Here is a 22,741-nt window from a genome sequence, read left to right as displayed (position 1 = left end):
GAAGGGCAAGAATATGATGAAATCCCGCCTGCTGACGTCGGCTGTCGCCGCGATCTCGCTCGTGGCCGTCTCGGGCTGCGTCACCGATCCCAATACCGGCGAAAAGAAGGCCTCGCGCACCGCGATCGGCGCGGGCGCGGGCGCGGGCCTGGGCTATCTGCTGGGCAGCGTGATCGGCGGCCGCAGCGCCCGCATCGTCGGCGCCGGCATCGGCGGCGTGGCCGGTGCGGTGGTCGGCAACCAGATGGACAAGCAGATCAAGGAACTGAAGGAACAGACCGCCGGTTCGGGCATCGACGTGACCCAGGAAGGCGACGGCATCCTCGTCAACCTGCCGGACGTGACCTTCGGCTTCAACTCCACCGAGATCACCCCCTCGTTCCAGCAGGCGCTGAACAAGGTGGCGGATTCGATGAAGCAGTATCCGAACAGCCTGATCGACGTCTACGGCCATACCGATTCGGTGGGCTCGGACGCCTACAACCTCGACCTCTCGAAGCGCCGCGCCGATTCGGTGGCCCGCTACCTGATCATGCAGGGCGTCTCCTCGGCCCGCATCCAGACGCAGGGCATGGGCAAGAACTACCCGGTCGCCGACAACGGCACCGAGGAAGGCCGCGCCAAGAACCGCCGCGTCGAGATCAAGATCACCCCGGTCACCACCGACCAGGCCCAGGCCGCGCACTGACGGCGCACTGGCCGCGCACTGGCCGCGAAAAAGCAACATCGGGAAGGGGCCGGACACGCAGTCCGGCCCCTTTTTCCTGTGTCGGGCGGGCAAAGCATCCCGGCAGCGCCCGAGCAATCTCGACATTGCGCTCCGAACGCGCGAAAGACCGGCGCCATGACCAGCTTCGCGATCCCCGGTTTCGACCTCGCCGCCTTTGTCGATGCAACCCTGGCCGAGGATCTCGGCATGGGCTTTCCCGGCGGCGGCCACGATGTCACCAGCGAAAGCGTGATCGCGGCCGAGACCCGGTTTTCCGGGGTGATGGATTCGCGCGATGCGATCACCGTTGCCGGCCTGCCGATCGCCGCCGCCTTCTTCCGCAGCCTCGATCCGGTGATGGAGATCGAGATCCTGGTCGAGGAAGGCGCAAGCGTCGCCCCCGGCACCAAGCTGATGCGCCTCACCGGCAATGCCCGCGCCATGCTCACGGGCGAGCGCTCCGCGCTCAATACCGTGCAGCACCTCTCCGGCATCGCCACGATGACACGGGCCTACGTCGATGCGATGGAGGGCCGCGCCACCCTGCTGGATACCCGCAAGACCATTCCCGGCCTGCGCCACCTCGAAAAGTACGCGACCCGCATGGGCGGGGCCAAGAATCACCGGATGGGCCTGTGGGATGCGGCCATGATCAAGGACAACCACGTTCTTGTCGCCGGCGGCGTCGGCCCGGCCGTGGCGCGCGCCAGGGCGGCGGGCGTTACCCAGATCATCTGCGAAGTCGATCACCTCGACCAGATCGAACCCGCCATCGCGGCGGGCGCACATCACCTGCTGCTCGACAACATGGGGCCGGACATGCTGCGCGAGGCGGTGGCGCTGGTGAATGGCCGGGTGCCCACCGAAGCCTCGGGCGGCGTCCATCTCGCCACCATCGGCGCCATCGCCGCTTCGGGGGTGACCTTCGTCTCGGTCGGCCGCCTCACCCAGAGCGCCCCGGCGGCGGACATCGGGCTGGACTTCACCCCGCTCTAAGCCGGCCTCAGCGCCGCGCCCTGAAGAAGCTGCGGAGCATCTGCGCGGCTTCGCTTTCGCCGATCCCGGCGTAGACCTCGGGCCGGTGCAGGCACTGGTCATGCTCGAACACCCGCGCGCCATGCTCGACCGCGCCGCCCTTGGGGTCCGATGCGCCGTAATAGAGCCGCGCGATGCGCGCGTGGGAGATCGCGCCCGCACACATCGCGCAAGGTTCCAGCGTCACCCAGAGCTCGCAGCCTTCGAGTCGCTCATTGCCGAGAATCGCCGCCGCCGCGCGAATCGCCTCGATCTCGGCATGGCTGGTGGGGTCGTGCCGCTCGCGCGGGCCGTTGCGCGCAGCGGCGATCACCGCGCCGTCCTTCACCACCACGGCACCGATAGGCACTTCGCCGCAGTCCGCGGCTTCCCGCGCTTGCGCGAGGGCGAGTTGCATGTATGGGGGGAGCGGCCATCGGGTCATTCCCAAGCGCTAGCGGCTGAAAAAGCTGTGTGCAACTTGACCATCGCGGGGGGAATCGCTAAGGGCGCGCCTTCCCGTACTTAACGGCAACAGATTTTTTCGAGCGAGAGTTAGACATGTCCCGCATCTGCGAACTGACCGGCAAGGGCCGCCAGGTCGGCTGCAACGTCAGCCACGCCAACAACAAGACCAAGCGCGTCTTCCTTCCCAACCTGCAGAACGTCACGCTTCTGTCGGACGGCCTGGAGCGCAGCTTCAAGTTCCGCGTTTCGACCCACGGCCTGCGCTCGGTCGAGCACAACGGTGGCCTCGACAACTGGCTGCTCAAGGCTGCCGACGCCAAGCTCAGCACGCGCGCCCTCAAGGTGAAGCGCGAGCTCAAGAAGAAGCTGGCCGCCTGATTCTCGCACGCTTCCTTCGGGAAGCGTGATTTTCAGGACATGCAACAAGGGCGTGCAGGCATTAGGCCATGCGCGCCTTTTTGCATGTCCGGATTCCGGGCCTTTTTGCATGTCCTGATTCCGGACAGTGCCCTTCCGAGCAGCTTCAACCTGCTAGCCCTAAGGCAAGTCCGCCGGATCGACACGCATCTTCCAGAGCAGCGTGCGCTGGAGCGGTGAATAGTTGTCATCGGAGATCACCCAGACGGTCAACTGGCCATCGGCGCGCGGCACCACCGCCAGCCCCTCGAAATTGTCGACCGGGAGGTCCGAGGACAGCTGCGCCACTTCCGTGACCCGCCAGGGTTGGCCGGCACGAATCGCCTTGGGATCGCCAATGGCGATGCGTCCGGAAAAGCGCTGGGGCATAGGCCATATCAGCCGCCGCATCAGCACGAGCAGACGCCCGTCGGGCAGTTGCACCATGTCGGTGGGGCTGAAGCCAGCCGGTCCGTCGAACGTGAATTGCTGCACGCGCGCGTTTTCAGTGGGATCTCCGGCAAAAACGACGGCGGGGTGGAGCCGGTCACTCCAGCCCGCAAATCCCTCACGCAGCAGGACGAATCGACCGTCGGCCAGACGGGTCATCGCCTCCGGCCCGGTGTTCACGCCCCAATCACGCATCGATGGAGGGCTGACCCGCCGTTCGACGTGCAGGTCCGCCACATCGAGTCCGGGAGTCATCCGGAAGATCGCATTGCGCCCTTCGAGCCCCAGCCAGATCGTGCCGGAAGCATCCTGCGTGGCCGACTCAACGTCGCGCGACGATTTCGAGTCGTCATCGGAAAGCGGCAATTCCCCGATTCGGCTGTTCACTTGCGGTTCGCCGGGCGCCCGAAAACGCAGGTAATTGCCCGAATCGCTGAGTGCCAGAAACTCTCCGCCCGGGCGGATCAGCAGAGCCGAATAGCTGCCGAAACGACGGGTTCGACTGCGCAATTCCCAGATTCGTTCGAGATGGAACGGCCCCAGATGCGCCGCCATCCGATCGGGCGAGGGAAGGGCAACGGGTGTGAACCCGAGTTCGAACGTGTCCCTCAGGGCCGGGATCGGCGTACGCGCCCAGGTCAGCGGCAGAAGCGCCAGCACGGCGGAGAGGGCGATGACGCGGCGCACAAGAAACGGGATAGGCAATCGTGTCCGGGCCGCAAGCAGCTTTGTGCAATTATCCCGCGCAAATCATGGCATTGGCCCCGTGAACAGGATCGGATCGAGCCGCGCATCGTTCCACTTGATCGACCAGTGCAGATGCGGTCCGGTCGCCCGGCCTGTCATGCCGATCCGCCCGATCACCTGCCCCTGCTTCACATGATCGCCTTCTTTCACGAGAATCTGCGAACTGTGCAGGAAAGCGCTGTTGAGACCCATACCGTGGTCGATCATCAGGAGGTTGCCCTCCAGCGAGAACGGCCGTTCGGCGGCAAGGATCACCACCCCGTCGGCCGGAGCGACATAGGGCGTGCCGCTGGTGCCGGTCGCCATGTCGAGGCCCGAATGATAAGCGCCCGGCTCCCCCTGATAGACGCGCTGGGAGCCGAATCGGCCGGAAATGCGCCCCTTCACCGGCCAGATGAAATGCTGCCGCCAACCTTGCGCATCGGTCACGCGCGCGCGGGCGGCATTGATCCGGTCCAGTTCTGGCTGACGGATCTTCATGAAAGCCTCGCTCGGACCGCCGGGCTTGCGGGGAATGTTGATGTTCTCGATCCGCCAGGCGCGCGGGGCGACGGGGATCGTCCGCGACACCGTGCGACCATCGGCGAGCGTGGCGACCAGGATCGCGCTGGACCTGGCGTCCCGATCGAATGCCGCGAACCAGGCGCCGTCCGGAGCGATCTTCACCGCTTCGCCATCGAGGGTCAGCGAACGCGTGCCTTGCGGCACCTTGCCGCGAATCCAGCCGCCCTGCGTCACTTCGCCGGAATAGGTCATGCCCGAAGAACTGGCCACGGCGCCCGTCACGCTGCTTGTCGCGGCCGGCGACGCGCCGCCCAGCACGACCAGGCCGCACGCGGCGAGAGCGGCGCCGCCCAGCAGCGCGCCCCTGAATTTGCGGGTCATGCCTTTCCGAGCAGGCGCTTGGTCGCGATCTCGGCGGTGGCGTAAGGTTCCTGAAGCTCGACGCTCCAGTAGCGCAGTTCCTCGAGCGGGATTTTCTCACCGGTTACGGCGCAGAGCACAAAATGGCCGCCGCTCAGCACGCGGAAACCATTGGGGCCGTATTGAAGCTTGGCGGGACGATCGGCGGAAGACATCAGCATGGGCAAATCCTAGCAGGTCGCGCTGGTCAAAACAAATCACCCTGCCTGGGTTCTTCAGGTTTCTGGCGCACCGGGCGCCTGACAACCGCACCCTCGACCGGACCTGATGACACGGCCGCAGCCGCTGCAGGCGGGGTCGAATCAATAGAGCCCGCGCTACCTGAACCGGGCGTGACTTCCAGCGTACCGTCGCGGAATCGCAGCAGAAGTGCGGCCTCCTGCGCGGCCTTTTCGCGCGTGGTCAGGGTGCGGCCGTCGAGCGCGGTGACGCGGGCGAACCCCCGGTCCAGCGGCTTGTCGGGATCGAGCTGCGGCAGCACGCGGGCCATCGGCGCCAGCGAATCGCGCGCCATGGCCCAGCGGCGCTGGAGCAGGCGCGGATGCAGGCCCGCGCGCTCGATCCGCTCGCCGGAAACCTGCACGCGGTGGCGCAGCAGCGGGAGCGAGAGCTTTCCGGCAACGCGACCAAGCTGTTCGCGCTTGGCCCCGGCTTCATCGCGCAGGCCCCGGCGCAGGCGTTCGGAGAGTTCGTCCAGCTTCTGCGCCTTGGCCGCGAGAATCGCCTCGGGCCGGGGCAGGCGCTGTACGCGCGCTTCCAGCCGCTCGCGCCCCAGAGTGACCGGGCGCAGCGCGCAGCGACGCATGCGATAGGCCAGTTCGTCCAGCGTCGCGGCCAGTTCCGCGCGCACCGGCACCGCCATTTCGGCAGCGGCGGTCGGCGTCGGCGCGCGGCGATCGGCGGCATAGTCGCAGAGCGTGGTGTCGGTCTCGTGGCCCACCGCCGAGATCACCGGGATCGCCGATTCGGCCACCGCGCGTACGACCACTTCCTCGTTGAACGACCACAAGTCCTCGATCGAGCCGCCGCCGCGCGCCACGATCACCAGATCGGGGCGCGGCACCGCTCCGCCGGGCGGGATCGCCGAGAATCCCCGCACGGCATCGGCAATCTGCTGCGCGGCGCCTTCGCCCTGCACCAGCACCGGCCAGACCAGCACGCGGCTCGGGAAACGGTCGGCCAGACGGTGCAGGATATCGCGGATCACCGCGCCGGTGGGTGAGGTCACGACGCCGATCACACGCGGCAGGAAGGGCAGGGGCCGCTTGCGCTCGGGCGCGAACAGGCCCTCTGCCGCCAGCCGCGCGCGCAGCTTTTCCAGCAGCGCCAGCAGAGCGCCTTCGCCGGCGATCTCCATCGTCTCGATGACGATCTGGTATTTCGAGCGGCCGGGATAGGTCGTCAGCTTGCCGGTGGCGATCACTTCCACGCCGTCTTCCGGCCGGAACGCCAGCCGCTGGGCGCCGCCGCGCCACATGACGCCGTCGATCACCGCCTTGTCGTCCTTCAGCGCGCAGTAGAGGTGGCCCGATGCGGCCCGCTTCACGCCCGAAAGCTCGCCCCGCAGGCGCACGAAACCGAATCGATCCTCCACCGTGCGCTTCAGCAGATTCGAAATCTCGCTGATCGAGAGCGGCGCGGCGTTGTCCCCGGGCGCTTGCTTCGCTACCAGCCCACCGGAACGACCATCATCGAATTCGTCGTCATCGAAAGGCACGGGCAATGAATATCCTTCTTCTGGGCTCTGGCGGCCGCGAACATGCGCTGGCCTGGAAGCTGGCGCAATCCCCGCTCTGCGAGACGCTCTGGGCTGCCCCCGGTAATCCCGGGATCGCCGAAGTGGCAAGCTGCATCGACCTCGATGTCACCGACCACGGTGCGGTCATCGCCTTCTGCGAAGCGAATGTCGTCGGGCTGGTCGTGATCGGCCCCGAAGCGCCGCTGGTCGACGGCCTCGGCGATGCGCTGCGCGCCGAGGGCTTTTCGGTGTTCGGCCCGAACCGGAAGCCCGCCCAGCTGGAGGGCTCCAAGGGCTTCACCAAGGACCTGTGCGAACGCGCGGGCATCCCCACCGCCGGGTACGAGCGCGTTTCCAGCGAGGCCGCCGCGATGGCCGCGCTCGCCAGGTTCGGCGCGCCGGTGGTCATCAAGGCCGACGGGCTTGCCGCCGGCAAGGGCGTGACCGTGGCCATGACCATGGACGAGGCCGAGGACGCCGTGCGCGAGATCTTCTCCGGCCGCTTCGGCGAGGCCGGTGCCGAGGCCGTGATCGAGGAATTCATGGAAGGCGAGGAAGCCAGCTTCTTCGCGCTGACCGATGGCTCCACCATCGTCCCCTTCGCTTCCGCGCAGGACCACAAGCGCGTGGGCGACGGCGACACCGGCCCCAATACCGGCGGCATGGGCGCCTACAGCCCCGCCCCGGTGCTGACGCCCGCGCTGGAAGCCGAAGTGCTGGAACGCATCATCGCCCCGACCGTGCGCACGCTGGAGAACGAGGGCATTCCCTATTCGGGCGTGCTGTTCCTGGGGGTGATGCTCACCGCGCAGGGCCCCAAGCTCATCGAATACAACTGCCGCTTCGGGGATCCGGAGTGCCAGGTGATGATGATGCGCCTTGAATCGGACCTCGTCGAACTGCTCCACGCCTGTGCCGACAATCGCCTTGCCGCGATCCAGCCGCCCAAGTTCAGCCCGGATACCGCGCTGACCGTGGTGATGGCCGCGGACGGCTATCCGGGTACGCCCGCCAAGGGCGGCGCCATCCACGGCATCGAAAAGGCCGATGCGCAGGGCGCCAAGGTCTTCCACGCCGGTACCGCGCTGAAGGACGGCACGCTGGTCGCGAGCGGTGGCCGCGTGCTGAACGTCACCGCACGCGGCGCTTCGGTGACGGAAGCACAGGCCGGGGCCTATGCCGCCGTCGACGCCATCGATTTCCCCACCGGCTTCTGCCGCCGCGACATCGGCTGGCGCGAAGTGGCGCGCGAGAAGGCAGCCGGCGAGTAAGGCGATGGCAAGCAAGGCCGACACGGTTCTCAAACTCTCGCTGGCGGCAGCCGTGCTGATCGCGGGAACCGGCGTGGGCTGGTACTACGGGGTCGTCCTGCCCGGCCAGGCCGCGCGCGAGGAAGCCCGGGTGGAGTCCCGCGAAGCGGCCGAGCGCGAGGCCGAACAGGCGCGCCGGAAGGCCGCCCAGCGGGCCGAGGCGGAAGCCCGGCAGCGGCAGGAATCGGCGCAGCTGGAATACCAGGACTGCCTCAACTTCGCGGAACTCTCCTACAAGGAGCGCTGGACCGCCAGTTGCCGGGCGCAGCACGATGCCGACGTTGCCGCCTTCGAGGATTGCGCCGACGGCCTGTTCGCCACCGAGGAAGGCTGCCGCGCCCGCCATCCCATCCGCCCGGACCGCGACTGTGCACTGCCCGGCCAGACCGCGCAGAGCTATTCGGACGCGCGGGCGCAGCGCAAGAACGAGTGCGCGGCCCGCTTGCAGGCGGCGCAGGGCGGGCAAGGACAGGCGGCGGCGCAGCAGGCTCCGCCGGCCCAGTCCACCGGGTTCTGAGCGGCCTCTCGGCCTTCCTGGCCTTCAGCGCACCGGTATCCGCACGGGCATCCGCACTGGCATCCGCACTGGCACGATCTCGATGACCGGCACTTCCCAGGGGTGAATCGCGAGAATCCGGTCCAGTGCGGCTGCAAAGGCCGCATCCTCCGGCGGGCAGGGCGCATGAACGGCCAGGATCGCCGTGGGCGAAAGCGTCGTGCGCCCCGCTTCGCCCAGAGTCGGCCGGGCATCGGCACCCGGCTGAAAGCTCTCCCAACCCGGACTGAGTTCGAACACGCCTTTGTAAAGACCGAAGTCACCCAGCGGATTGTCCTCCCGGATCACCGCAAGAACCGCGGCCAGCACAGGATCACGCTCGGCAGCAGCGCCATCGCCCGCGAGCATCGCGGCCAGCGTTTCGGCAGCGACCGGCACATGGATGCGCACCAGGGTCGCGTCACGGGTCTTCATGCAGTTTCGCTTTCCATCAGCAGGCGCACGACCATGGCCAGCCGCTTGGCGTCCTCGCGCGCCAGATGTTCCTTGGGCAGCCGGGCCTTGGCTTCTTCCAGTGCGGCGACGACTTGCGGGCGGGTGAACCCGTGCTCGACCATCCATTCGCCGAGATAACGGATCGGGAAGGGCAGGGCGGCGGCGAGCCCCTGGCACAGCACTTCCAGCCAGTATTCGTCGAGCTCGGCATCGGAATAGACCGCGCAGTCGCCCACGAATGCGATGATTTCCGCAAGGACCTGCGATGCCGGCAGGCCGTCGCAGTCCAGCATCGCGCGGCTGATGCCGTGGAGCGCCTCGGCCTCCTGCGACCAGTCCCAGTGTTCCCAGGCCCGCAGCGGACGGATCAGCCAGGCACGGTTCTCGCCGTCGATCCGGGCGACCGCCACTTCGATGGGGTAGGACTGCCCATGTTCGGGCAGACAACTCGCCTCGAAATCGATGACGGCCAGCGCTCCGGCCGGATTCCCATTCGCCATGCTACCTCCGGGAGACCTAGGGTAATGTACCAAGGTCTCCCGGAGCGCATGGCGCGTCAATGGTGCGGGAGAATTATCCCAGAACCGGCGCGGTGAGCGCCTTGAGGTCCGCTTCGGGGCGGGCGCCGTAGTGCGAGATGATCTCGCAGGCACAGATCGCACCGAGCTTGAGGCACTGCTCGAGGCTCTTGCCGCGCACGTGGCCGAACAGGAAGCCGGCAGCGAACAGATCGCCCGCGCCGGTGGTGTCGACCACGCGGTCGATCGCCTCGGCGCCGATCTCGACGCGCTGGCCTTGCGACAGGGCAACGGCGCCTTCGGCACCGCGCGTCACGACCAGCACCGGGATCTTCGGCGCCAGTTCGGCCACGCCCTTCTCGAAATCGTCATGGCCGACGAGCGCCGCCATCTCGTGCTCGTTGCAGAACAGCACGTCGATCTTGCCGGTCTCGATCAGGTCGAGGAAGTCGGCGCGGTGACGGTCGATCACGAAGCATTCCGAAGGCGTGAAGGCGATCTTGCGACCGGCCGAGCGGGCCGCGTCGATTGCCTTGCGCATCGCCGCACGCGGCTCTTCCGGATCCCAGAGGTAACCTTCGAGGTAAAGCACGGCGGCACTGGCGATCGCGCTTTCGTCGAGCGCTTCGGCCGGCAGGTAGTGCGAGGCGCCGAGGAAGGTGTTCATCGTGCGCTGGCCGTCGGGAGTCACGAAGATCAGGCAGCGCGCGGTCGGCGGGTTGCCGGGGCGGGCGGGCACGTCGAAGGCGCTGCCGCCGGCGCGGATGTCGTGGGTGAAGACTTCGCCGAGCTGGTCTTCGGCCACCTGGCCGATGAACGCGCACCGGGCGCCCAGCGCGGCAAGCCCCGCCAGCGTGTTGGCGGCCGAACCGCCCGAGATCTCGCGGGCGGGGCCCATGGCTTCGTAGAGGCTCTTGGCCTGGTCGGCATCGATCAGCATCATGCCGCCGCGCGACAAGCCGAGTTCCTCGATCAGCGCGTCGTTGCAGTTGGCGATCACGTCGATGATGGCATTGCCGATGGCGATGACATCAAGAGTGGGCGGCACGGTGGGCTGGGCCATGCGGAGAGAGTCCTTAAAATGATCTGGAAATGTTCGGGAGTTGCCACCGCGAGTAGCGCGCGGCCGGCCGCTTCGCAAGCGCGGCGCGGTTGACAGCCGTTTTCCCGCGCGCGATGCGGGGGGCAATCATGATCCAGACGCGCAAGAACCCGGCCATCCTTCCCGAAAATTGCCGAAACGGCCCGAACCGGCGCCTGATCGGGGCGCTGTCGGCCGCCGCGCTGGCCTTGATGGTCTCCGCCTGCGGCGGCGGCACGGTGCAGAGCACGCCCCACCCCACCCGCACGCCGCATCGCACTCCGGGCCGCGTCCCCGACGTGCGCCAGCCCAGCCACGTCAACCGCGCGCCCACGCTCCAGGCGATTCCCGGTGTGGCGGGCGTGATCGGTGCCGACCGGACGCAACTGGTGCGCCAGTTCGGCGAGCCCCGTCTCGACGTGTGGGAAGGCGATGCGCGCAAGCTGCAGTTCACCGGCACCGCCTGCCTGCTCGACGTCTATCTCTATCCCCCCGCCGGATCGAAGGAGCCGGTCGCGACCTATGTGGACGCCCGGCGCGGCTCCGATGGCCAGGACGTCGACCGCGCCGCCTGCATCGCCGCCTTGCGCAAGCGCTGACAGTCCGTTTGCAAATTCGCCGCAGGCGAATTTTGCGGCACCGGCCCTCTCCCCCGCCCTATCACCCATCGATATATCCTGCAGGTGGGAGGGTGGGGGAGAGGGCCGGTGCCGCTAACCTCTTCGAACCCCCGTAATCTTTCGACAAAGGTCGATTCCCGTCCGATTTGCGAACTGGCGCCTTGGGGAACTTTCGCGCTATTCCGGTAGACCATGTCGGATGTCGCCAATCAGCCGCGCGTGCCTGCGCGGGTCGTTCTGCTCTCGCTTGCCGCGCTCTGGGCCTGTTATTTCCTCGTCGCGACGCTGCGCGGGGCGATCATGGGCTACGAGTTCGTCTGGGCCATCTTCTCGCGCCGGCTGACGATCTGCATTCTCTCGATGCTGGTCATGGCCGCCGTCTGGCCGCTCCTGCAGATGCTGGAGCGCAAGTCGGGCGGAGTCAGGCTGGCGATCGTGCTGATCGGCGCCCTGCCGCTGGCGTTCCTGCTCAGCGTCATCAACCAGACGGTGTTTTCCGACATCGAGATGAGCCCCGCCTACGGCAGCGAGGAAGAGGCCGAGGCCGTCAAATCGGGCAATGTCCGGATCAGCCGCGACGATGCCGGCAACATTCTCCTCGATCTGCCCACCTCGGTCACCCAGCCCGCCCCGCGGCTGCCCGGCACGCCGACCGACGATGCCAGCGCCCCTTCGGCTCCAGCTCCGCCCGAGCCGACCACCACCAGCGACAACAAGGCCCACTCCATCACCATCCACACCAACAAGAGCCTGGGTGAGGAATATGGCCGCTGGGCCACGGTGACGGACTATGCCTTCACCCGCTACTTCCTCGTGCTGGCCTGGGCCGCGCTCTATTTTGCGCTGGCCAAGGCGGAAGAAGCCCGCGTGGCGGAGCGCCGCGAGGGCGAACATCGCCGCGCAGCAGCCGCTGCGGAACTGCGTTCGCTGCGCTACCAGGTCAATCCGCACTTCCTGTTCAATACGCTGAACTCGCTTTCGGCGCTGGTCATGACCGGCAAGCAGGACGATGCAGAAACGATGATCCAGACGCTCTCGACGTTCTATCGCCGGACGCTCTCCGGGGATCCGACAAGCGACCTCAAGCTTGTCGATGAGATCGAACTTCAGAAACTCTATTTCGACATCGAGGCGGTTCGTTTCCCAAATCGCCTGGTGACGACGATAGATATTGACGATGCCGTTTCCGATGCGATGGTGCCGGGCATGATCCTGCAGCCGCTTGTCGAGAATTCGGTGAAGTACGCCGTTGCCGCCACCCAGCGTCCGGTGACGATCGCCATCCGCGCGCAAGCGGAGGGCGACACACTGGTAATCTCCGTCAGCGACGATGGCCCCGGCGGCAAGGTCAAGGGCGTGCAGGGCTTCGGCATCGGCCTTGGCAATGTCCGCGACCGGTTGCGGGCCCGCTACGGCAATGCCGCGCAGATCACGTTCGGCCGGCGCGAGGAAGGCGGTTTTGCCACGGTCCTGCGCCTGCCGCTGAACTTTGGGTCCCCCTCTGCGGGCCCGCTGGAGCATTCTCGTGCCTGAACCCGTACAAAGTCTGGACACCGCGCCGCTGCGCGCGCTGATCGTCGACGACGAGCCGCTGGCGGTGGAGCGCATGCAGGTGATCTGCGCGCGTATCGACACGATCTCGGTGATCGGCACCGCGAGCGACGGCGAGGCGGCCTTGCGGCTGATCGAGGCGCTCTCGCCCGACCTGGTGCTGCTGGACCTGACGATGCCGGAAACCGACGGTCTCACCGTCGCCCGGCGCCTTGGCGGCCTGCCCGAGGCACCGGCGGTGATCTTCGTGACCGCGCATGACGAATTCGCGGTGGAAGCCTTCGATCTCGATGCGGTCGACTACGTGCTGAAACCGGTCGCCCCGGAACGGCTGGAACGCGCGATCTCGCGCGTCGGCGCGCGGCGCGGCGAACGCACCGTGCCCACCGGCAAGTGGCTGGAGGAATTCTGGGTGCCGCACCGCTCCGAACTGGTGCGTGTGCCCGCCGGCGATGTCGAGCGGATCGATGCCGAGCGCGACTATGTGCGCCTCCATGTACGGGGCGCCAGCTACCTGCTGCTGCAGACCATCACCAGCCTCGAACAGCGCCTCGATCCCGAACAGTTCATCCGCATCCACCGCAGTTGCATCCTGCGGCGCGATCATGTGACCGGCCTGCGGCACGAGGGCCTGGGCGTCTGGTCGGTCGAGACCGCCGATGGCGAAGCCTTGCGGATCGGCCGGACTTACCTGCCTTCGGTCAAGAAAATGGCGGGCCGCTAGGGCCCGCCAGTCTGCATCCAATTATTTTTTAGGGACTTCGTTGGGAGCCTTCTGGAAAATCCACGGCCGGTGATCCTGCCGGGCTTTTCCGGCACCGGCGTCCTCCCCCACCCGACCATGCAGAGTTCTGCCGCCGGGTGATCGAGTCAGGGAGAAGGCCGGTGCCGCTCATGCGGCGCGCTGGCTGCGCATTCCCGGCCGCAGCCTCAGTTGGCGACGGCGACGCGGGCGCGGTTGGCACGTTCGACAGCCATCGCCATGTGGTCGTGCGACTGGGCGCGGGCCTTCTTGTAGCAGGCGACGGCCTGGGGATCGCGGATGCGCGTGCCGGTCGAGAGCTGATCGTAGGTGCAGGCGTTACGGGCGGCGGCATCGAGGCGGCGGGCGAGCGTCTTCTGGCCTTCGAGGCTCGTCAGGTTGAGGTCCGCGTAGCTGACCGTGATGTCCTTGGCCTGGGCCGGTGCGGCAACCGAAAAGGTCAGGCCGGTCAGTACGAGCGCTGCCGCGGCGGCGGCGATGGAAGTGGTCTTGATCATCGTGTTTTCCTCCTGGTGGTGGGCTATTTGCGGGAAGTCCCCGTTTCGGCCCGGTGAGTTTCTTCTGCCCCGGCCGGCCCCGCGATTCACGCGGACCTCGACCGCAGCGGCCCGCCTGTCGACGAAAGGGCAATGCGAAGGACGAACGACATGGGCACTCGACGAAGGACGTCTGCTCAAGTCCTTCCCGTTATTGGACGATGCTGGAAATGCGCCCCGAATCGCCGGCGATTCGCCGCCGAGCTGGCAAGAACTGCCCCGTCCATGTACAGTCGCCGGCAGCCATGGGACTTGTCGTCATCTTCTGTCTTGGCGTGCTCAACTTCGCAGCGCACAAGGCGGTGCTCGAATCGGGGCATTCCTTGCTTGGCCAGGTCCCCTGGCTGATCCAGCCGCTCGGCGGGCGGCTGAGCCTGCTGGTCGAATTCGCCATGCTGCTCGGCGCCATGATCATGGTCGCCGCCGGATCGACCGGATGGGCCTGGCTCTACACCCTCTATTCGATCGTCAACGGCATCGCCGCCTGGCTGATCTTCTCCGGCCGGGCGTGACGCAAGCGACCGGGAACCGCTTGCGGTTCTGGCCGGTTGTGAGGCCATGACGAGCCAAACCTCCCCATCCGCCCCGCGCTGCTGGCTGGTGTGCAACGCCGCCAGCGGCAGCAACGACGATGCCGCCGTCGCCGAAGTCGAGGCCGCACTGACGGCAGCCGGATTCGTGCTCGAACGCCGCATCGGCTTTCCCGGCGAATCCGCCCCCGAGGCCCCGGAACTGGCGAAGAGCGGGATTGCCCTGCTGGCCATATTCGGCGGCGACGGGACGACCCATTCCGCGGTGGCCGCCGCACGCGGCTGGGACGGCCCGGTGCTGGTGCTGCCCGGCGGCACCATGAACATGCTGGCCAAGCGCCTCCACGGCGACGTGCCTGCCGGCGAGATCATCGCCCGGCTCGCCCCGGACCGGCTGCCGACGAGTCGGCCCACGGTCATTTCCACCCGCCACGGCATCGCGCTGACCGGGATCCTGGCAGGTCCCGGAACGGTATGGAACGAAGTGCGCGAAGCGATGCGCGCGGGCAATGTGCTCGATTTCGTGGCCGCCACCCGCGATGCCATCGCCTGGTCGGTCAATGGTCCCAAGGTCGTTTGTGATGGAGTCGACAGCGCCAAGGTCGACGGAACGCGCGAGGACGGCTATGCCGCCATCACCGTGACTCCCGCCGCCAATGGACTTGAAGCGAAAGGCTATTACGCCGAGACGCCCGGCGATTTTGCCGGACAGGGCATCGCCCTGCTCAACCGCGATTTTCGCGACGGCCCGCACGACCGCCTCGGCCGGCACGAACAGCTTCGGCTGGTCTGTCCCGAAGGCGAACCGATGGGCCTGCTGATCGACGGCGAACCATTCGACGGGGGAACGCAAGAGCATTTCCTTCCCACGACCAGCGAGGTCGATCTGGTGACGACGATCGATGAATCCTGAGGTTTCCGACCATTCCCGCCCCTTGCGGCTGTTCCATCTGAGCGACGTGCATTTCGGGCTGGAAGATCCCGCGGCCATCGCCTGGGCCGAGCAGGCCATCGCCCGCGAAAAGCCCGATGCCGTCGCCATTACCGGCGACCTGACGATGCGCGCGCGGCATCACGAATTCGATGCCGCCTGCGCGTGGATCAAGGGGCTGAAAGCGCCGGTTACCGTGGAAATCGGCAACCACGACATTCCCTATTTCAACCTCTACCAGCGCTTCTTCGATCCCTATCGCCGGTTCCGCGCGATCGAGCGCCAGGTCGAGGCGCAGCTCGATCTTCCGGGCCTTGCCATCGTCCCCTTGCGGACCACGACGCGCGCCCAGTGGCAGCGGTTTCCCTGGTCCAACGGCTGGGTGACCGACGCCGCGCTGCGCGAGACCCTCGCCGCCATCGATGCGCTGCCGAAGGGCACCCGGGTGCTGGTGGCGGCGCATCATCCGCTGCTGGAACGGCGGGCGCGCGACAACAAGCTGCTGACCATCAACGGCAGCAGCACGATGGAGGTTCTGGCCGGCCGCAAGGTCATGGCGGTGCTTTCCGGCCATATCCACGATGCCTTTGATCTTACGGCAGAAACGCCCGCAGGACCGCTGCGGATGATCGGCGCCGGAACACTGTCGCGGCGCATCCGCTCGACCCCGCCGAGCTTCAACGAGATCACCATCACCGGCGAGGAGATCCATGTCGTCGCACGCAATCTCGAGCATGTGCCGACCGCCGCGATGCAGATCGACGAAGTGCCCGAAAACGCCCTGCCGCCGCGCCAGCCGGGCGAGCCGGTGGCCCCGGTCGGCGCGGTTCCGCCGGTCGATCCGCCGGTGCATTGAGAGGCGGCACTGAAACCGCACTGAACGGGTACAGAACGACACCTAGGCGGCACTGAACCCAACCAGAAAGGGCCGCAGCATCCCTGGTGGATGCTGCGGCCCTGTTCTTTCCGGCTACCGCGGGGCCATGTGTCCCGCCGCAGCCCATTCCCGTCACTGATAGTCGCGGTCGACCTTGCCGAGACCGTTGATGTCGGTCTGCAGGTGGGCGGGCTTGCGCACCAGCCTGACCGAGCCGATGCCGTTGATCGAGACCGAGACGTCACCCGTCGCGCCGATCGTCACGTTGCCGACCCCGTCGACGCCGACCTTGGCGTCCTGGACCTGCAGCTTGGCGAGATCGAGGTTGCTGGCGCCTTCGGTCTGGACATCGAGCTTGCGGACCTTGCCCGCGGCATCGAGGTTGATCGCGCCGTCGGCCTTCAGGGTCAGGCTGTCCTGGTCGAGGCCGGTCAGCGTCACGTCGCCGGGGGCATCGAAGTCGAAGCTTTCGATCTCGGGAGCGGTGATGCGCACCTTGAGGCCCTTGCGCATGTGCATGTCGCCGTCGATGTCGAGCTTGCCGTCCACGAAGGTCAGCCTGTCGATCACCTTCTGCGGGCCGCTGACGACCATCTCGGCCTTGTCGCCCCTGGTGAAGACCAGCTGCACCGGAACGTTCATCGCCAGGTGGCTGCCGGGCTGGAGCGCGAACGTGCGGGTCTTGTCGGGGCCGTGGTCCTTCTCGTCGTCGAACTCGAAGTTCCAGCCGCCGTTTTCGTGGATTTCCTGGCGGAACGTGTCCCCGCCGATGACCCAGGCCGCGCCGAAGGCGACGATCGAGAGGATCACGCCGCTGGCGAATACGATGAGCAGCTTCCTGAACATCTCTTGGTTCCTTTCTCTCTCGTGCCGATCAGTCTTCGGGGTGGATGGCGGGTTCGATCACGCGGTAGTGCAGGCGGCCGAACCACATGAGGGCATTGATGATCCAGATGCTGACCAGCGTCAGCAGCGCACCGACCGCGACCGAGGCGCTCATCGTCCCGAGACCGCCGAGGATGGCGACCAGGGCACCGCCCGGAAAGCCGCTGAACGGCCCGGCGATGAGCACGAAGCCGCCGACGAAGAACATCACCAGCGTCGCCACGAAGAGGCCGAACATCACCCCCAGCACCGGCAGCACGACCGGCAGCAGGATCAGGATGTCGATGGTGGCCAGGCCCATGAAGGCCAGGATCGCGCCCCAGGCCGACGAGGGCGAACGGTCGCTCTCCCAGTTCTTGAAGCCTGCCTCGAAGCGCAGTTCGCGCGCCAGCCTGGCCGGGTTTCCGAGGGCTGCGGCGACTTCTTCCTCGCTGCGGCCTTCGGCGGCGCCGGCTTCGAAGTGCTCTTCGTAGTCGGCGACGATGTCGGCGATGACGTCCTGCGGCACACCCTTGAGGCCGGCCTTCAGGCGCCGGATGAATTCGTTACGCGTCATGGCTCTGCTCCCCTTCTGCAACGGGCGCCGAAGCCGTCTCGACCGGCTCTGCCGCGCCTGCGATCAGGCCGTCGACGGCAGCGGTGAAGCCGCGCCATTCGGCAACCTGTTCGGCCAGCCGCGAACGGCCGGTCTCGGTGATGCGGTAATACTTGCGGGGGGGACCGGAGGGCGATTCCTCGAGGTAGGTCACCACGAGGCCATCGCTCTGCATCCGGCGCATCAGCGGGTAGATCGTGCCTTCGCCCATGTCGACCGCGTCGGCCATGCGGCTGGCGATCTCGTAAGCGTAGCTGTCACCCCGCGAAAGCAGCGCCAGGACACAGAGCCCCAGCACCCCCTTCTTCAACTGGATCTCGATTTCGGACATCGAATCATCTCCTGCGGATGACGAGTGTATATAACCAGCTACTGTGCAACGCAAGATACCTTGCATGAGAAAATACAGGGCACGGCAAGATACCTTGCTATGACGAGGTATCTTGCCATGCGATGGGTTTCCCGATCGCGCCGGGCAAGGGAACGAATTGGCAGGAAATCGGGGGTATGACAGGTGTTCCGCAAGATCGCCGCCCGCCGAAAGACCCCGCCGCCCCATGCGCAAGACCCTTCCCGCCGCCCTGCTGTTCGCCTCCGCCAGCCTCGCCCTGTCGGCGCAGATGCCGGCGCAGGCGCAAGTCTATTCCGGCCGGGTCGTGGCGGTGGACGGCGATTCGCTGGACATGACCGGAGCGCGGATCCGCCTGTTCGGCATCGATGCCGTGGAGAAGGACCAGACCTGCCAGCGGGGCGGGACCAGCTGGTCCTGCGGTCTCGATGCGCGGCAGGCCCTGTCGGGGCTGGTCGCGGGCCGCGAGGCGGTTTGCACGCAGCAGGATACCGACGACTATGGCCGGGTCGTGGCGATCTGCCGGGTGGGCGACATCGATCTGTCGGACGCGGTGGTGCGCATGGGCTATGCTGCCGCGCTGCCGCACTTCACGCCGGCCTATGTGCCCGCCGAAGCCGATGCCCGGGCGCGCAAGGCCGGGATCTGGGCCGGGACGTTCGAGCAGCCGGCAGACTACCGCAAGGCCCATCCGCGCGCGCCAGAACGTCCCCGGACAGAGGCCCGGCCAGAGCCCCGAACAATGTCTCGGCCAGCATCTCGGCCGGCGCCCCAGCATGCTCCTGCGCGCGCCGCCAGCCGCTCCGCCGCCGTCTTCTTCCGCAATTGCCGGGACGCCTGGGCAGCCGGGCTGGCCCCGATGCGCATCGGCGAGCCCGGCTATCGTCCGGGCCTGGACGGCGATAGCGACGGTGTCGCCTGCGAACCGCTCCCCCGCCGCTGAAGCGCGATCGCGCGCGGACGATACAAGCAGCGGACAACAAAAAAGGGCCGCGGTTTCCCGCGACCCCTTTTTGTAAAGCCTTGGCTCTCGAAAAAGCGGATCAGCGCTTCGAGAACTGGAAGCTGCGGCGTGCCTTCGCACGGCCGTACTTCTTACGCTCGACCACGCGGCTGTCGCGGGTGAGGAAGCCGGCTGCCTTGACGGCGGCGCGCAGGGCGGGCTCGTACTTCGACAGGGCCTGGGCAATGCCGTGCTTCACAGCGCCGGCCTGACCCGAGAGACCGCCGCCCTTGACGGTGGCGATCACGTCGTACTGGCCGTCACGACCAGCAACCTGGAAGGTCTGGTTGATCACGAGGCGCAGGGTCGGACGTGCAAAGTACACTTCCTGGTCGCGGCCGTTGATGATCACCTTGCCGGTGCCGGGCTTGACCCACACGCGGGCCACGGCGTCCTTGCGGCGGCCGGTGGCGTAGGCACGGCCCTGGGCGTCGATTTCCTGGGCGCGGAGCGGGGCGTTCGAGACGACCGGAGCGATCGTTTCAGCCGAATCGGCCACGGCGACTTCGCCGAGGTCCTTGAGGTCGGCCAGGCTCTGAACGGTTTCGGTATCAGACATTACGCGCCAACCTTGTTCTTGCGGTTCATGGAAGCAACGTCGAGTGCTTCGGGCTGGGTGCCACCGTGCGGGTGCTCGGTGCCGGCGTAGAGGTGCAGGGCACGCATCTGGTCACGGCCGAGCGGGCCGCGCGGGATCATGCGCTCAACAGCCTTTTCAAGCACGCGCTCGGGGAAACGACCGGCGAGAACCTTGTCCGCGGTCACTTCCTTGATGCCGCCGGCGTAGCCGGTGTGCTTGTAGTAGGTCTGCTGCTTGAGCTTGTTGCCGGTGAACTTCACCTTCTCGGCGTTGATCACGACAACGTGGTCGCCGCAATCGACGTGCGGGGTGAAGCTCGGCTTGTGCTTGCCGCGCAGGAGGTCGGCGATGACGACCGCGAGACGGCCAACCACCAGACCCTCGGCATCGATCAGATGCCACTTCTTTTCCACCTCGGCCGGCTTGATCGACCGGGTGACCTTCGTAAGCGCCTTCATGGCTGGTCTATCCCTAATGTTCAGGTCGCGGAGGCCGAATCGATCGCTTGCACGAATCTTCACCCTCTGCGGGAAGGCGGCCAAATCGTCGAAATGGCCCTGCAAGTCAAGCAGACCGGGGCTTTTCAGAGAGGTAAAATAATACCGTCATGGATTTTGAGCCATCCGGATAGATTCCCTCATATCATTTCGTCGCCCTCGCGAATGCGGGGGCCCCGCTTGTTCTTCTTCGCGGCGGCACAAGGGAAGCGGGATCCCCGCCTTCGCGGGGATGACGAGGAAAGGAAGGAGACGAGGAAAGGAAGGTTCAGTCCGTTCCGATACTGGCCAGCCAGGCCAGCGTGCCCGGCGCCCCGGTCTCGCAGCGCCAGCCGAGCACCGCCGGCTGCTCGTAAGGATGCAGCTCGGTGAGCCGGGCCACGGCGGCATCAAGCAGCTCGGCATTGGTCTTCACCATCAGGCCGAGTTCGTGCGCGCTGTCCTTCTCGCCGTTCCAGACAAACACCGAGGTCATGCCCGGCATCAGGTTGCCGCAGGCGGCCAGGCCTTCGTCGAGCAGGGCGTGGATCACAGCCAGCGCGCTCTCCTGATCAGGAAACGGGCTCCAGATCAGCGCGGCAACCGGCTCGCGCGGCGTGGCCTCGCTCACATGCCGATCCCGACCTGGTCGCGGCGGCCGAGGCCATGCGCGCCCCAGGCCGTCGCCGCCACCAGCAGCGCGCCGCACAGCTGGTGGGCGACCGCCAGCCACAAGGCCACGCCCGACCACACGGTGCAGATGCCGAGGATCACCTGGATCCCGAAGGCACAGTGGATGGCGATGGAAACCTTGCGCAGGCGCAGCGCCTTGAGGCGGCGGGCCATGACCACCAGCACCGCGACCACCGCCCAGGCCCACCAGCGGTGGACGAAGTGGGTCAGGAACGGATCGTTGACGAGCGCGTGAAGCGCGCCTTGCGCCCATTCGACACCCTCGGGGAAGAACGTGCCCTGCATCAGCGGCCAGGCGTCCATGCTGAACCAGCCGGCACCGGCGACATAGCCCGCGCGCAGGCCCGCCACCATCGCGCCCATGAACAGCTGGAAGAACAGCATCGCCAGCGCCAGCGCGCCGAGCCGGGTCATGCGGGCCGGGGCCTGTCCGCGCGCCAGCTCGCGCAAGTCGAGCGCGGTCCAGACAAGGCCGCCCAGCGTCGTCAGCGCCACCAGCAAGTGCGCGGCGAGGCGGAAGTGACTCACCCGGTCGGCCGCTTCGGCGGTGAGGCCCGAGGAGACCATCCACCAGCCGACCACGCCCTGCAGCCCGCCCAGCGCCAGCAGCGCCACGAGGCGCGGCTTGTAGCCCAGCGGGATCGTGCGCTTGAACCAGAACCACGCCAGCGGCAGCGCGAAGGCCATGCCGATCAGCCGCGCCAGCAGGCGGTGGACCCATTCCCAGAAGTAGATGAACTTGTACTGCGCCAGCGTCATGCCCGCCGGGCCGTTGACGTCGATATACTGCGGGATCTGCTTGTAGTGGTCGAACTCGGCCTGCCACTGCGCCTGCGTGAGCGGCGGGATGGCGCCGGTGAGCGGCTTCCACTCGGTGATCGACAGGCCCGACTCGGTGAGGCGGGTGATGCCCCCCACCGCCACGATCATCACCACCAGCGCGGCGACAAAAAACAGCCAGCGGACCATGGGGACGATATCGTCGGAAGTTCCGAGCAGCGGGCGACCGTCAGTATTTCTCATGGCCGACGTCCCTGCGATCTTGCGCGGATTTTCGCAAGGTTAACCTTTGCGCCGGAACCGAAACTTTTGCGTCGGATCGTTCGGCGCCGCAAGACGCGGGACCACCGGGAGGACATTTATTCCGGGCCGCCCCTTGAATGATGATACAACATCACATAGATGGTGGCCATGCGCAGCACCCTGACAGCGATTCGCAACCGGATGGACCGGGCCGGTATCCTTCTCAGCGGGCTTTGCGCGGTCCACTGCGTCCTCGGCGTCGTGCTGGTCGGCTTCCTCGGCCTGGGCGGCGATGTCATCGGCGGGCAGGTCCTGCTCTCGCCCGAGATCCACCGCGTCGGCCTGATGCTGGCGGTGGTGGTCGGCGTCATCTCGCTCGGTTTCGGGGTTGCCCGGCACGGACGGATCGCGCCGCTGGTGATCGGCGGCCTCGGCCTCGCGCTGATGGCGGCGGCGATTCTGGTCGGCCACGGCACCGCCGAGTCGGTGCTCACCATCATCGGCGTCTCGCTGGTTGCCTTCGCGCATATCCGGAACATGCGCCACACGCATTGAGCTAGGCGGCGTGGACAGATTCCGCGTTGCCACGGCTTTGGCCTCCAGCCCCGTAGGGGTTACCCTGCAAGCTGCGCCAGCAGCGTTGCTCCGCCTAGGGTAACGATCGGCCCTTTCCAAATCCGCTCCCGGCGCTATCTGCGGCGCATGGCTGCAGACATCTCCCTCACCGTCAACGGCGAGCCGCGCCGCACCGCGTCCGGCTCCAGCATTGCCGACCTTGTCGCCGAGATCGGCCTCGACCCCAGGAAGGTCGCGGTGGAGCATAACGGCGAGATCGCCCCGCGCTCGACGCTCGGCGACGTCATGCTGTCGGACGGCGACGCGCTGGAGATCGTCCACTTCGTCGGCGGCGGCTGACGCCCGGCCTTTCCTTCCGCCCCCCGCTTTTCCGCCCTCCTGACTCCCGCTCCCCCGAAAGGATGCGC

30 protein-coding genes are annotated in these 22,741 nt (G+C 67.0%); 14 read left to right on the top strand and 16 right to left on the bottom strand.

Going from position 1 to position 22,741, the window contains the following annotated elements:
* Positions 1–13 precede the first annotated feature (13 nt).
* Positions 14–688 carry an OmpA family protein gene (locus CA833_RS07015; RefSeq protein ID WP_142636476.1) on the top strand — a complete coding sequence of 225 codons (675 nt, stop codon included), beginning with the start codon at positions 14–16 and terminating at the stop codon, positions 686–688.
* A gap of 156 nt (positions 689–844) precedes the next feature.
* Positions 845–1,705, top strand: coding sequence for a carboxylating nicotinate-nucleotide diphosphorylase (gene nadC, locus CA833_RS07010; protein ID WP_207079632.1), 861 nt, complete (start codon positions 845–847; stop codon positions 1,703–1,705).
* Positions 1,706–1,712: 7 nt separating this feature from the next.
* On the opposite strand, the gene CA833_RS07005 is transcribed toward nadC, so the two are convergent.
* Positions 1,713–2,168, bottom strand: a complete 456-nt coding sequence (locus CA833_RS07005; RefSeq protein WP_207079631.1) for a nucleoside deaminase — start codon at positions 2,166–2,168, stop codon at positions 1,713–1,715.
* Between the two features lie 116 nt (positions 2,169–2,284).
* On the opposite strand from CA833_RS07005, the gene rpmB reads away from it, so the two are divergent.
* Positions 2,285–2,569, top strand: coding sequence for a 50S ribosomal protein L28 (rpmB, locus tag CA833_RS07000; RefSeq protein ID WP_142636482.1), 285 nt, complete (start codon positions 2,285–2,287; stop codon positions 2,567–2,569).
* Positions 2,570–2,728: 159 nt separating this feature from the next.
* Here rpmB and CA833_RS06995 read toward each other — a convergent pair whose 3' ends face one another.
* The 4 genes from CA833_RS06995 to xseA all read right to left on the bottom strand — a co-directional run bounded on the left by CA833_RS06995 (position 2,729) and on the right by xseA (position 6,425).
* Positions 2,729–3,592 (bottom strand): esterase-like activity of phytase family protein, encoded by an 864-nt coding sequence (locus CA833_RS06995; RefSeq protein WP_242526308.1) that lies wholly within the window; start codon positions 3,590–3,592, stop codon positions 2,729–2,731.
* Positions 3,593–3,787: 195 nt separating this feature from the next.
* A complete protein-coding gene (locus tag CA833_RS06990; RefSeq protein WP_207079629.1) occupies positions 3,788–4,669 on the bottom strand; it encodes a peptidoglycan DD-metalloendopeptidase family protein in 882 nt (293 codons plus the stop codon).
* Positions 4,666–4,869: a DUF2093 domain-containing protein gene (locus CA833_RS06985; RefSeq protein WP_142636486.1), complete on the bottom strand. Its 204-nt coding sequence runs from the start codon at positions 4,867–4,869 to the stop codon at positions 4,666–4,668. Before CA833_RS06985 ends, CA833_RS06990 begins: the two co-directional genes overlap by 4 nt.
* Positions 4,870–4,895: 26 nt before the next feature.
* The gene (xseA, locus tag CA833_RS06980; protein ID WP_207079628.1) at positions 4,896–6,425 is read right to left on the bottom strand and encodes an exodeoxyribonuclease VII large subunit; all 1,530 of its coding nucleotides are present in this window, start codon (positions 6,423–6,425) and stop codon (positions 4,896–4,898) included.
* Between the two features lie 5 nt (positions 6,426–6,430).
* Here xseA and purD point away from each other — a divergent pair, with 5 nt between their 5' ends.
* Positions 6,431–7,717 carry a phosphoribosylamine--glycine ligase gene (gene purD / locus CA833_RS06975; RefSeq protein ID WP_207079627.1) on the top strand — a complete coding sequence of 429 codons (1,287 nt, stop codon included), beginning with the start codon at positions 6,431–6,433 and terminating at the stop codon, positions 7,715–7,717.
* A 4-nt stretch (positions 7,718–7,721) separates the two neighbouring features.
* A complete protein-coding gene (locus tag CA833_RS06970) occupies positions 7,722–8,273 on the top strand; it encodes a hypothetical protein (RefSeq protein ID WP_207079626.1) in 552 nt (183 codons plus the stop codon).
* 24 nt (positions 8,274–8,297) lie between these two features.
* Here CA833_RS06970 and CA833_RS06965 read toward each other — a convergent pair whose 3' ends face one another.
* From CA833_RS06965 to CA833_RS06955, 3 genes are all read right to left on the bottom strand, one after another.
* Positions 8,298–8,726: a hypothetical protein gene (locus CA833_RS06965; protein ID WP_207079625.1), complete on the bottom strand. Its 429-nt coding sequence runs from the start codon at positions 8,724–8,726 to the stop codon at positions 8,298–8,300.
* Positions 8,723–9,247: a hypothetical protein gene (locus CA833_RS06960; protein WP_207079624.1), complete on the bottom strand. Its 525-nt coding sequence runs from the start codon at positions 9,245–9,247 to the stop codon at positions 8,723–8,725. The genes CA833_RS06965 and CA833_RS06960 overlap by 4 nt, the downstream gene beginning before the upstream one ends.
* 73 nt (positions 9,248–9,320) lie before the next feature.
* A complete protein-coding gene (locus CA833_RS06955; protein ID WP_207079623.1) occupies positions 9,321–10,328 on the bottom strand; it encodes an adenosine kinase in 1,008 nt (335 codons plus the stop codon).
* Between the two features lie 128 nt (positions 10,329–10,456).
* Here CA833_RS06955 and CA833_RS06950 point away from each other — a divergent pair, with 128 nt between their 5' ends.
* The 3 genes from CA833_RS06950 (at position 10,457) to CA833_RS06940 (ending at position 13,241) form a co-directional block, all read left to right on the top strand.
* Positions 10,457–10,945 (top strand): hypothetical protein, encoded by a 489-nt coding sequence (locus CA833_RS06950; RefSeq protein WP_242526307.1) that lies wholly within the window; start codon positions 10,457–10,459, stop codon positions 10,943–10,945.
* Positions 10,946–11,158: 213 nt separating this feature from the next.
* Positions 11,159–12,499, top strand: a complete 1,341-nt coding sequence (locus CA833_RS06945) for a sensor histidine kinase (RefSeq protein WP_207079622.1) — start codon at positions 11,159–11,161, stop codon at positions 12,497–12,499.
* Positions 12,492–13,241, top strand: a complete 750-nt coding sequence (locus CA833_RS06940; protein ID WP_255535876.1) for a LytTR family DNA-binding domain-containing protein — start codon at positions 12,492–12,494, stop codon at positions 13,239–13,241. Before CA833_RS06945 ends, CA833_RS06940 begins: the two co-directional genes overlap by 8 nt.
* A gap of 206 nt (positions 13,242–13,447) precedes the next feature.
* Here the strand turns inward: CA833_RS06940 and CA833_RS06935 are convergent, their stop codons facing one another.
* Positions 13,448–13,777: a UrcA family protein gene (locus CA833_RS06935; RefSeq protein WP_142636501.1), complete on the bottom strand. Its 330-nt coding sequence runs from the start codon at positions 13,775–13,777 to the stop codon at positions 13,448–13,450.
* 284 nt (positions 13,778–14,061) lie between these two features.
* Between CA833_RS06935 and CA833_RS06930 the strand changes: the two genes are divergently transcribed.
* From CA833_RS06930 to CA833_RS06920, 3 genes are read left to right on the top strand one after another with little or no spacing between them, the layout of a single operon-like run.
* Positions 14,062–14,328, top strand: a complete 267-nt coding sequence (locus CA833_RS06930; protein ID WP_142636503.1) for a hypothetical protein — start codon at positions 14,062–14,064, stop codon at positions 14,326–14,328.
* A 46-nt stretch (positions 14,329–14,374) separates the two neighbouring features.
* The gene (locus CA833_RS06925; RefSeq protein ID WP_142636505.1) at positions 14,375–15,259 is read left to right on the top strand and encodes a diacylglycerol kinase family protein; all 885 of its coding nucleotides are present in this window, start codon (positions 14,375–14,377) and stop codon (positions 15,257–15,259) included.
* Positions 15,249–16,133, top strand: a complete 885-nt coding sequence (locus tag CA833_RS06920) for a metallophosphoesterase (protein WP_207079621.1) — start codon at positions 15,249–15,251, stop codon at positions 16,131–16,133. Before CA833_RS06925 ends, CA833_RS06920 begins: the two co-directional genes overlap by 11 nt.
* Before the next feature lie 153 nt (positions 16,134–16,286).
* Here the strand turns inward: CA833_RS06920 and CA833_RS06915 are convergent, their stop codons facing one another.
* Genes CA833_RS06915 through CA833_RS06905 form a run of 3 tightly spaced genes read right to left on the bottom strand, consistent with a single transcriptional unit; the run spans position 16,287 to position 17,965 of the window.
* Entirely contained in the window at positions 16,287–17,000 is a 714-nt protein-coding gene (locus tag CA833_RS06915; protein WP_207079620.1) for a GIN domain-containing protein, read from the bottom strand.
* A gap of 28 nt (positions 17,001–17,028) precedes the next feature.
* Entirely contained in the window at positions 17,029–17,595 is a 567-nt protein-coding gene (locus CA833_RS06910; protein WP_142636511.1) for a DUF1700 domain-containing protein, read from the bottom strand.
* Positions 17,585–17,965 (bottom strand): PadR family transcriptional regulator, encoded by a 381-nt coding sequence (locus tag CA833_RS06905; RefSeq protein WP_142636513.1) that lies wholly within the window; start codon positions 17,963–17,965, stop codon positions 17,585–17,587. Before CA833_RS06905 ends, CA833_RS06910 begins: the two co-directional genes overlap by 11 nt.
* A gap of 226 nt (positions 17,966–18,191) precedes the next feature.
* On the opposite strand from CA833_RS06905, the gene CA833_RS06900 reads away from it, so the two are divergent.
* Positions 18,192–18,926, top strand: a complete 735-nt coding sequence (locus CA833_RS06900; RefSeq protein ID WP_242526306.1) for a thermonuclease family protein — start codon at positions 18,192–18,194, stop codon at positions 18,924–18,926.
* 100 nt (positions 18,927–19,026) lie between these two features.
* Here CA833_RS06900 and rpsI read toward each other — a convergent pair whose 3' ends face one another.
* The 4 genes from rpsI to CA833_RS06880 form a co-directional block, all read right to left on the bottom strand.
* Positions 19,027–19,545 carry a 30S ribosomal protein S9 gene (rpsI, locus tag CA833_RS06895; RefSeq protein WP_142636517.1) on the bottom strand — a complete coding sequence of 173 codons (519 nt, stop codon included), beginning with the start codon at positions 19,543–19,545 and terminating at the stop codon, positions 19,027–19,029.
* Positions 19,545–20,024 carry a 50S ribosomal protein L13 gene (rplM, locus tag CA833_RS06890; protein WP_142636519.1) on the bottom strand — a complete coding sequence of 160 codons (480 nt, stop codon included), beginning with the start codon at positions 20,022–20,024 and terminating at the stop codon, positions 19,545–19,547. Before rplM ends, rpsI begins: the two co-directional genes overlap by 1 nt.
* 307 nt (positions 20,025–20,331) lie before the next feature.
* A complete protein-coding gene (gene cutA, locus CA833_RS06885) occupies positions 20,332–20,673 on the bottom strand; it encodes a divalent-cation tolerance protein CutA (protein WP_207079619.1) in 342 nt (113 codons plus the stop codon).
* Positions 20,670–21,758, bottom strand: coding sequence for a COX15/CtaA family protein (locus tag CA833_RS06880; protein WP_142636522.1), 1,089 nt, complete (start codon positions 21,756–21,758; stop codon positions 20,670–20,672). Before CA833_RS06880 ends, cutA begins: the two co-directional genes overlap by 4 nt.
* A 168-nt stretch (positions 21,759–21,926) precedes the next feature.
* On the opposite strand from CA833_RS06880, the gene CA833_RS06875 reads away from it, so the two are divergent.
* Complete coding sequence (locus CA833_RS06875) at positions 21,927–22,313, top strand: MerC domain-containing protein (protein WP_207079618.1); 387 nt, start codon at positions 21,927–21,929, stop codon at positions 22,311–22,313.
* Between the two features lie 147 nt (positions 22,314–22,460).
* Positions 22,461–22,673 carry a sulfur carrier protein ThiS gene (gene thiS, locus CA833_RS06870; RefSeq protein ID WP_207079617.1) on the top strand — a complete coding sequence of 71 codons (213 nt, stop codon included), beginning with the start codon at positions 22,461–22,463 and terminating at the stop codon, positions 22,671–22,673.
* The last annotated feature ends 68 nt before the right edge of the window (positions 22,674–22,741 follow it).

The organism is Novosphingobium sp. KA1 (assembly GCF_017309955.1).
Classification (GTDB): Bacteria; Pseudomonadota; Alphaproteobacteria; order Sphingomonadales; family Sphingomonadaceae; genus Novosphingobium.
The sequence above is the reverse complement of the archived record's forward strand: the minus strand, read 5'-3'. Positions and strand labels throughout refer to the sequence as shown.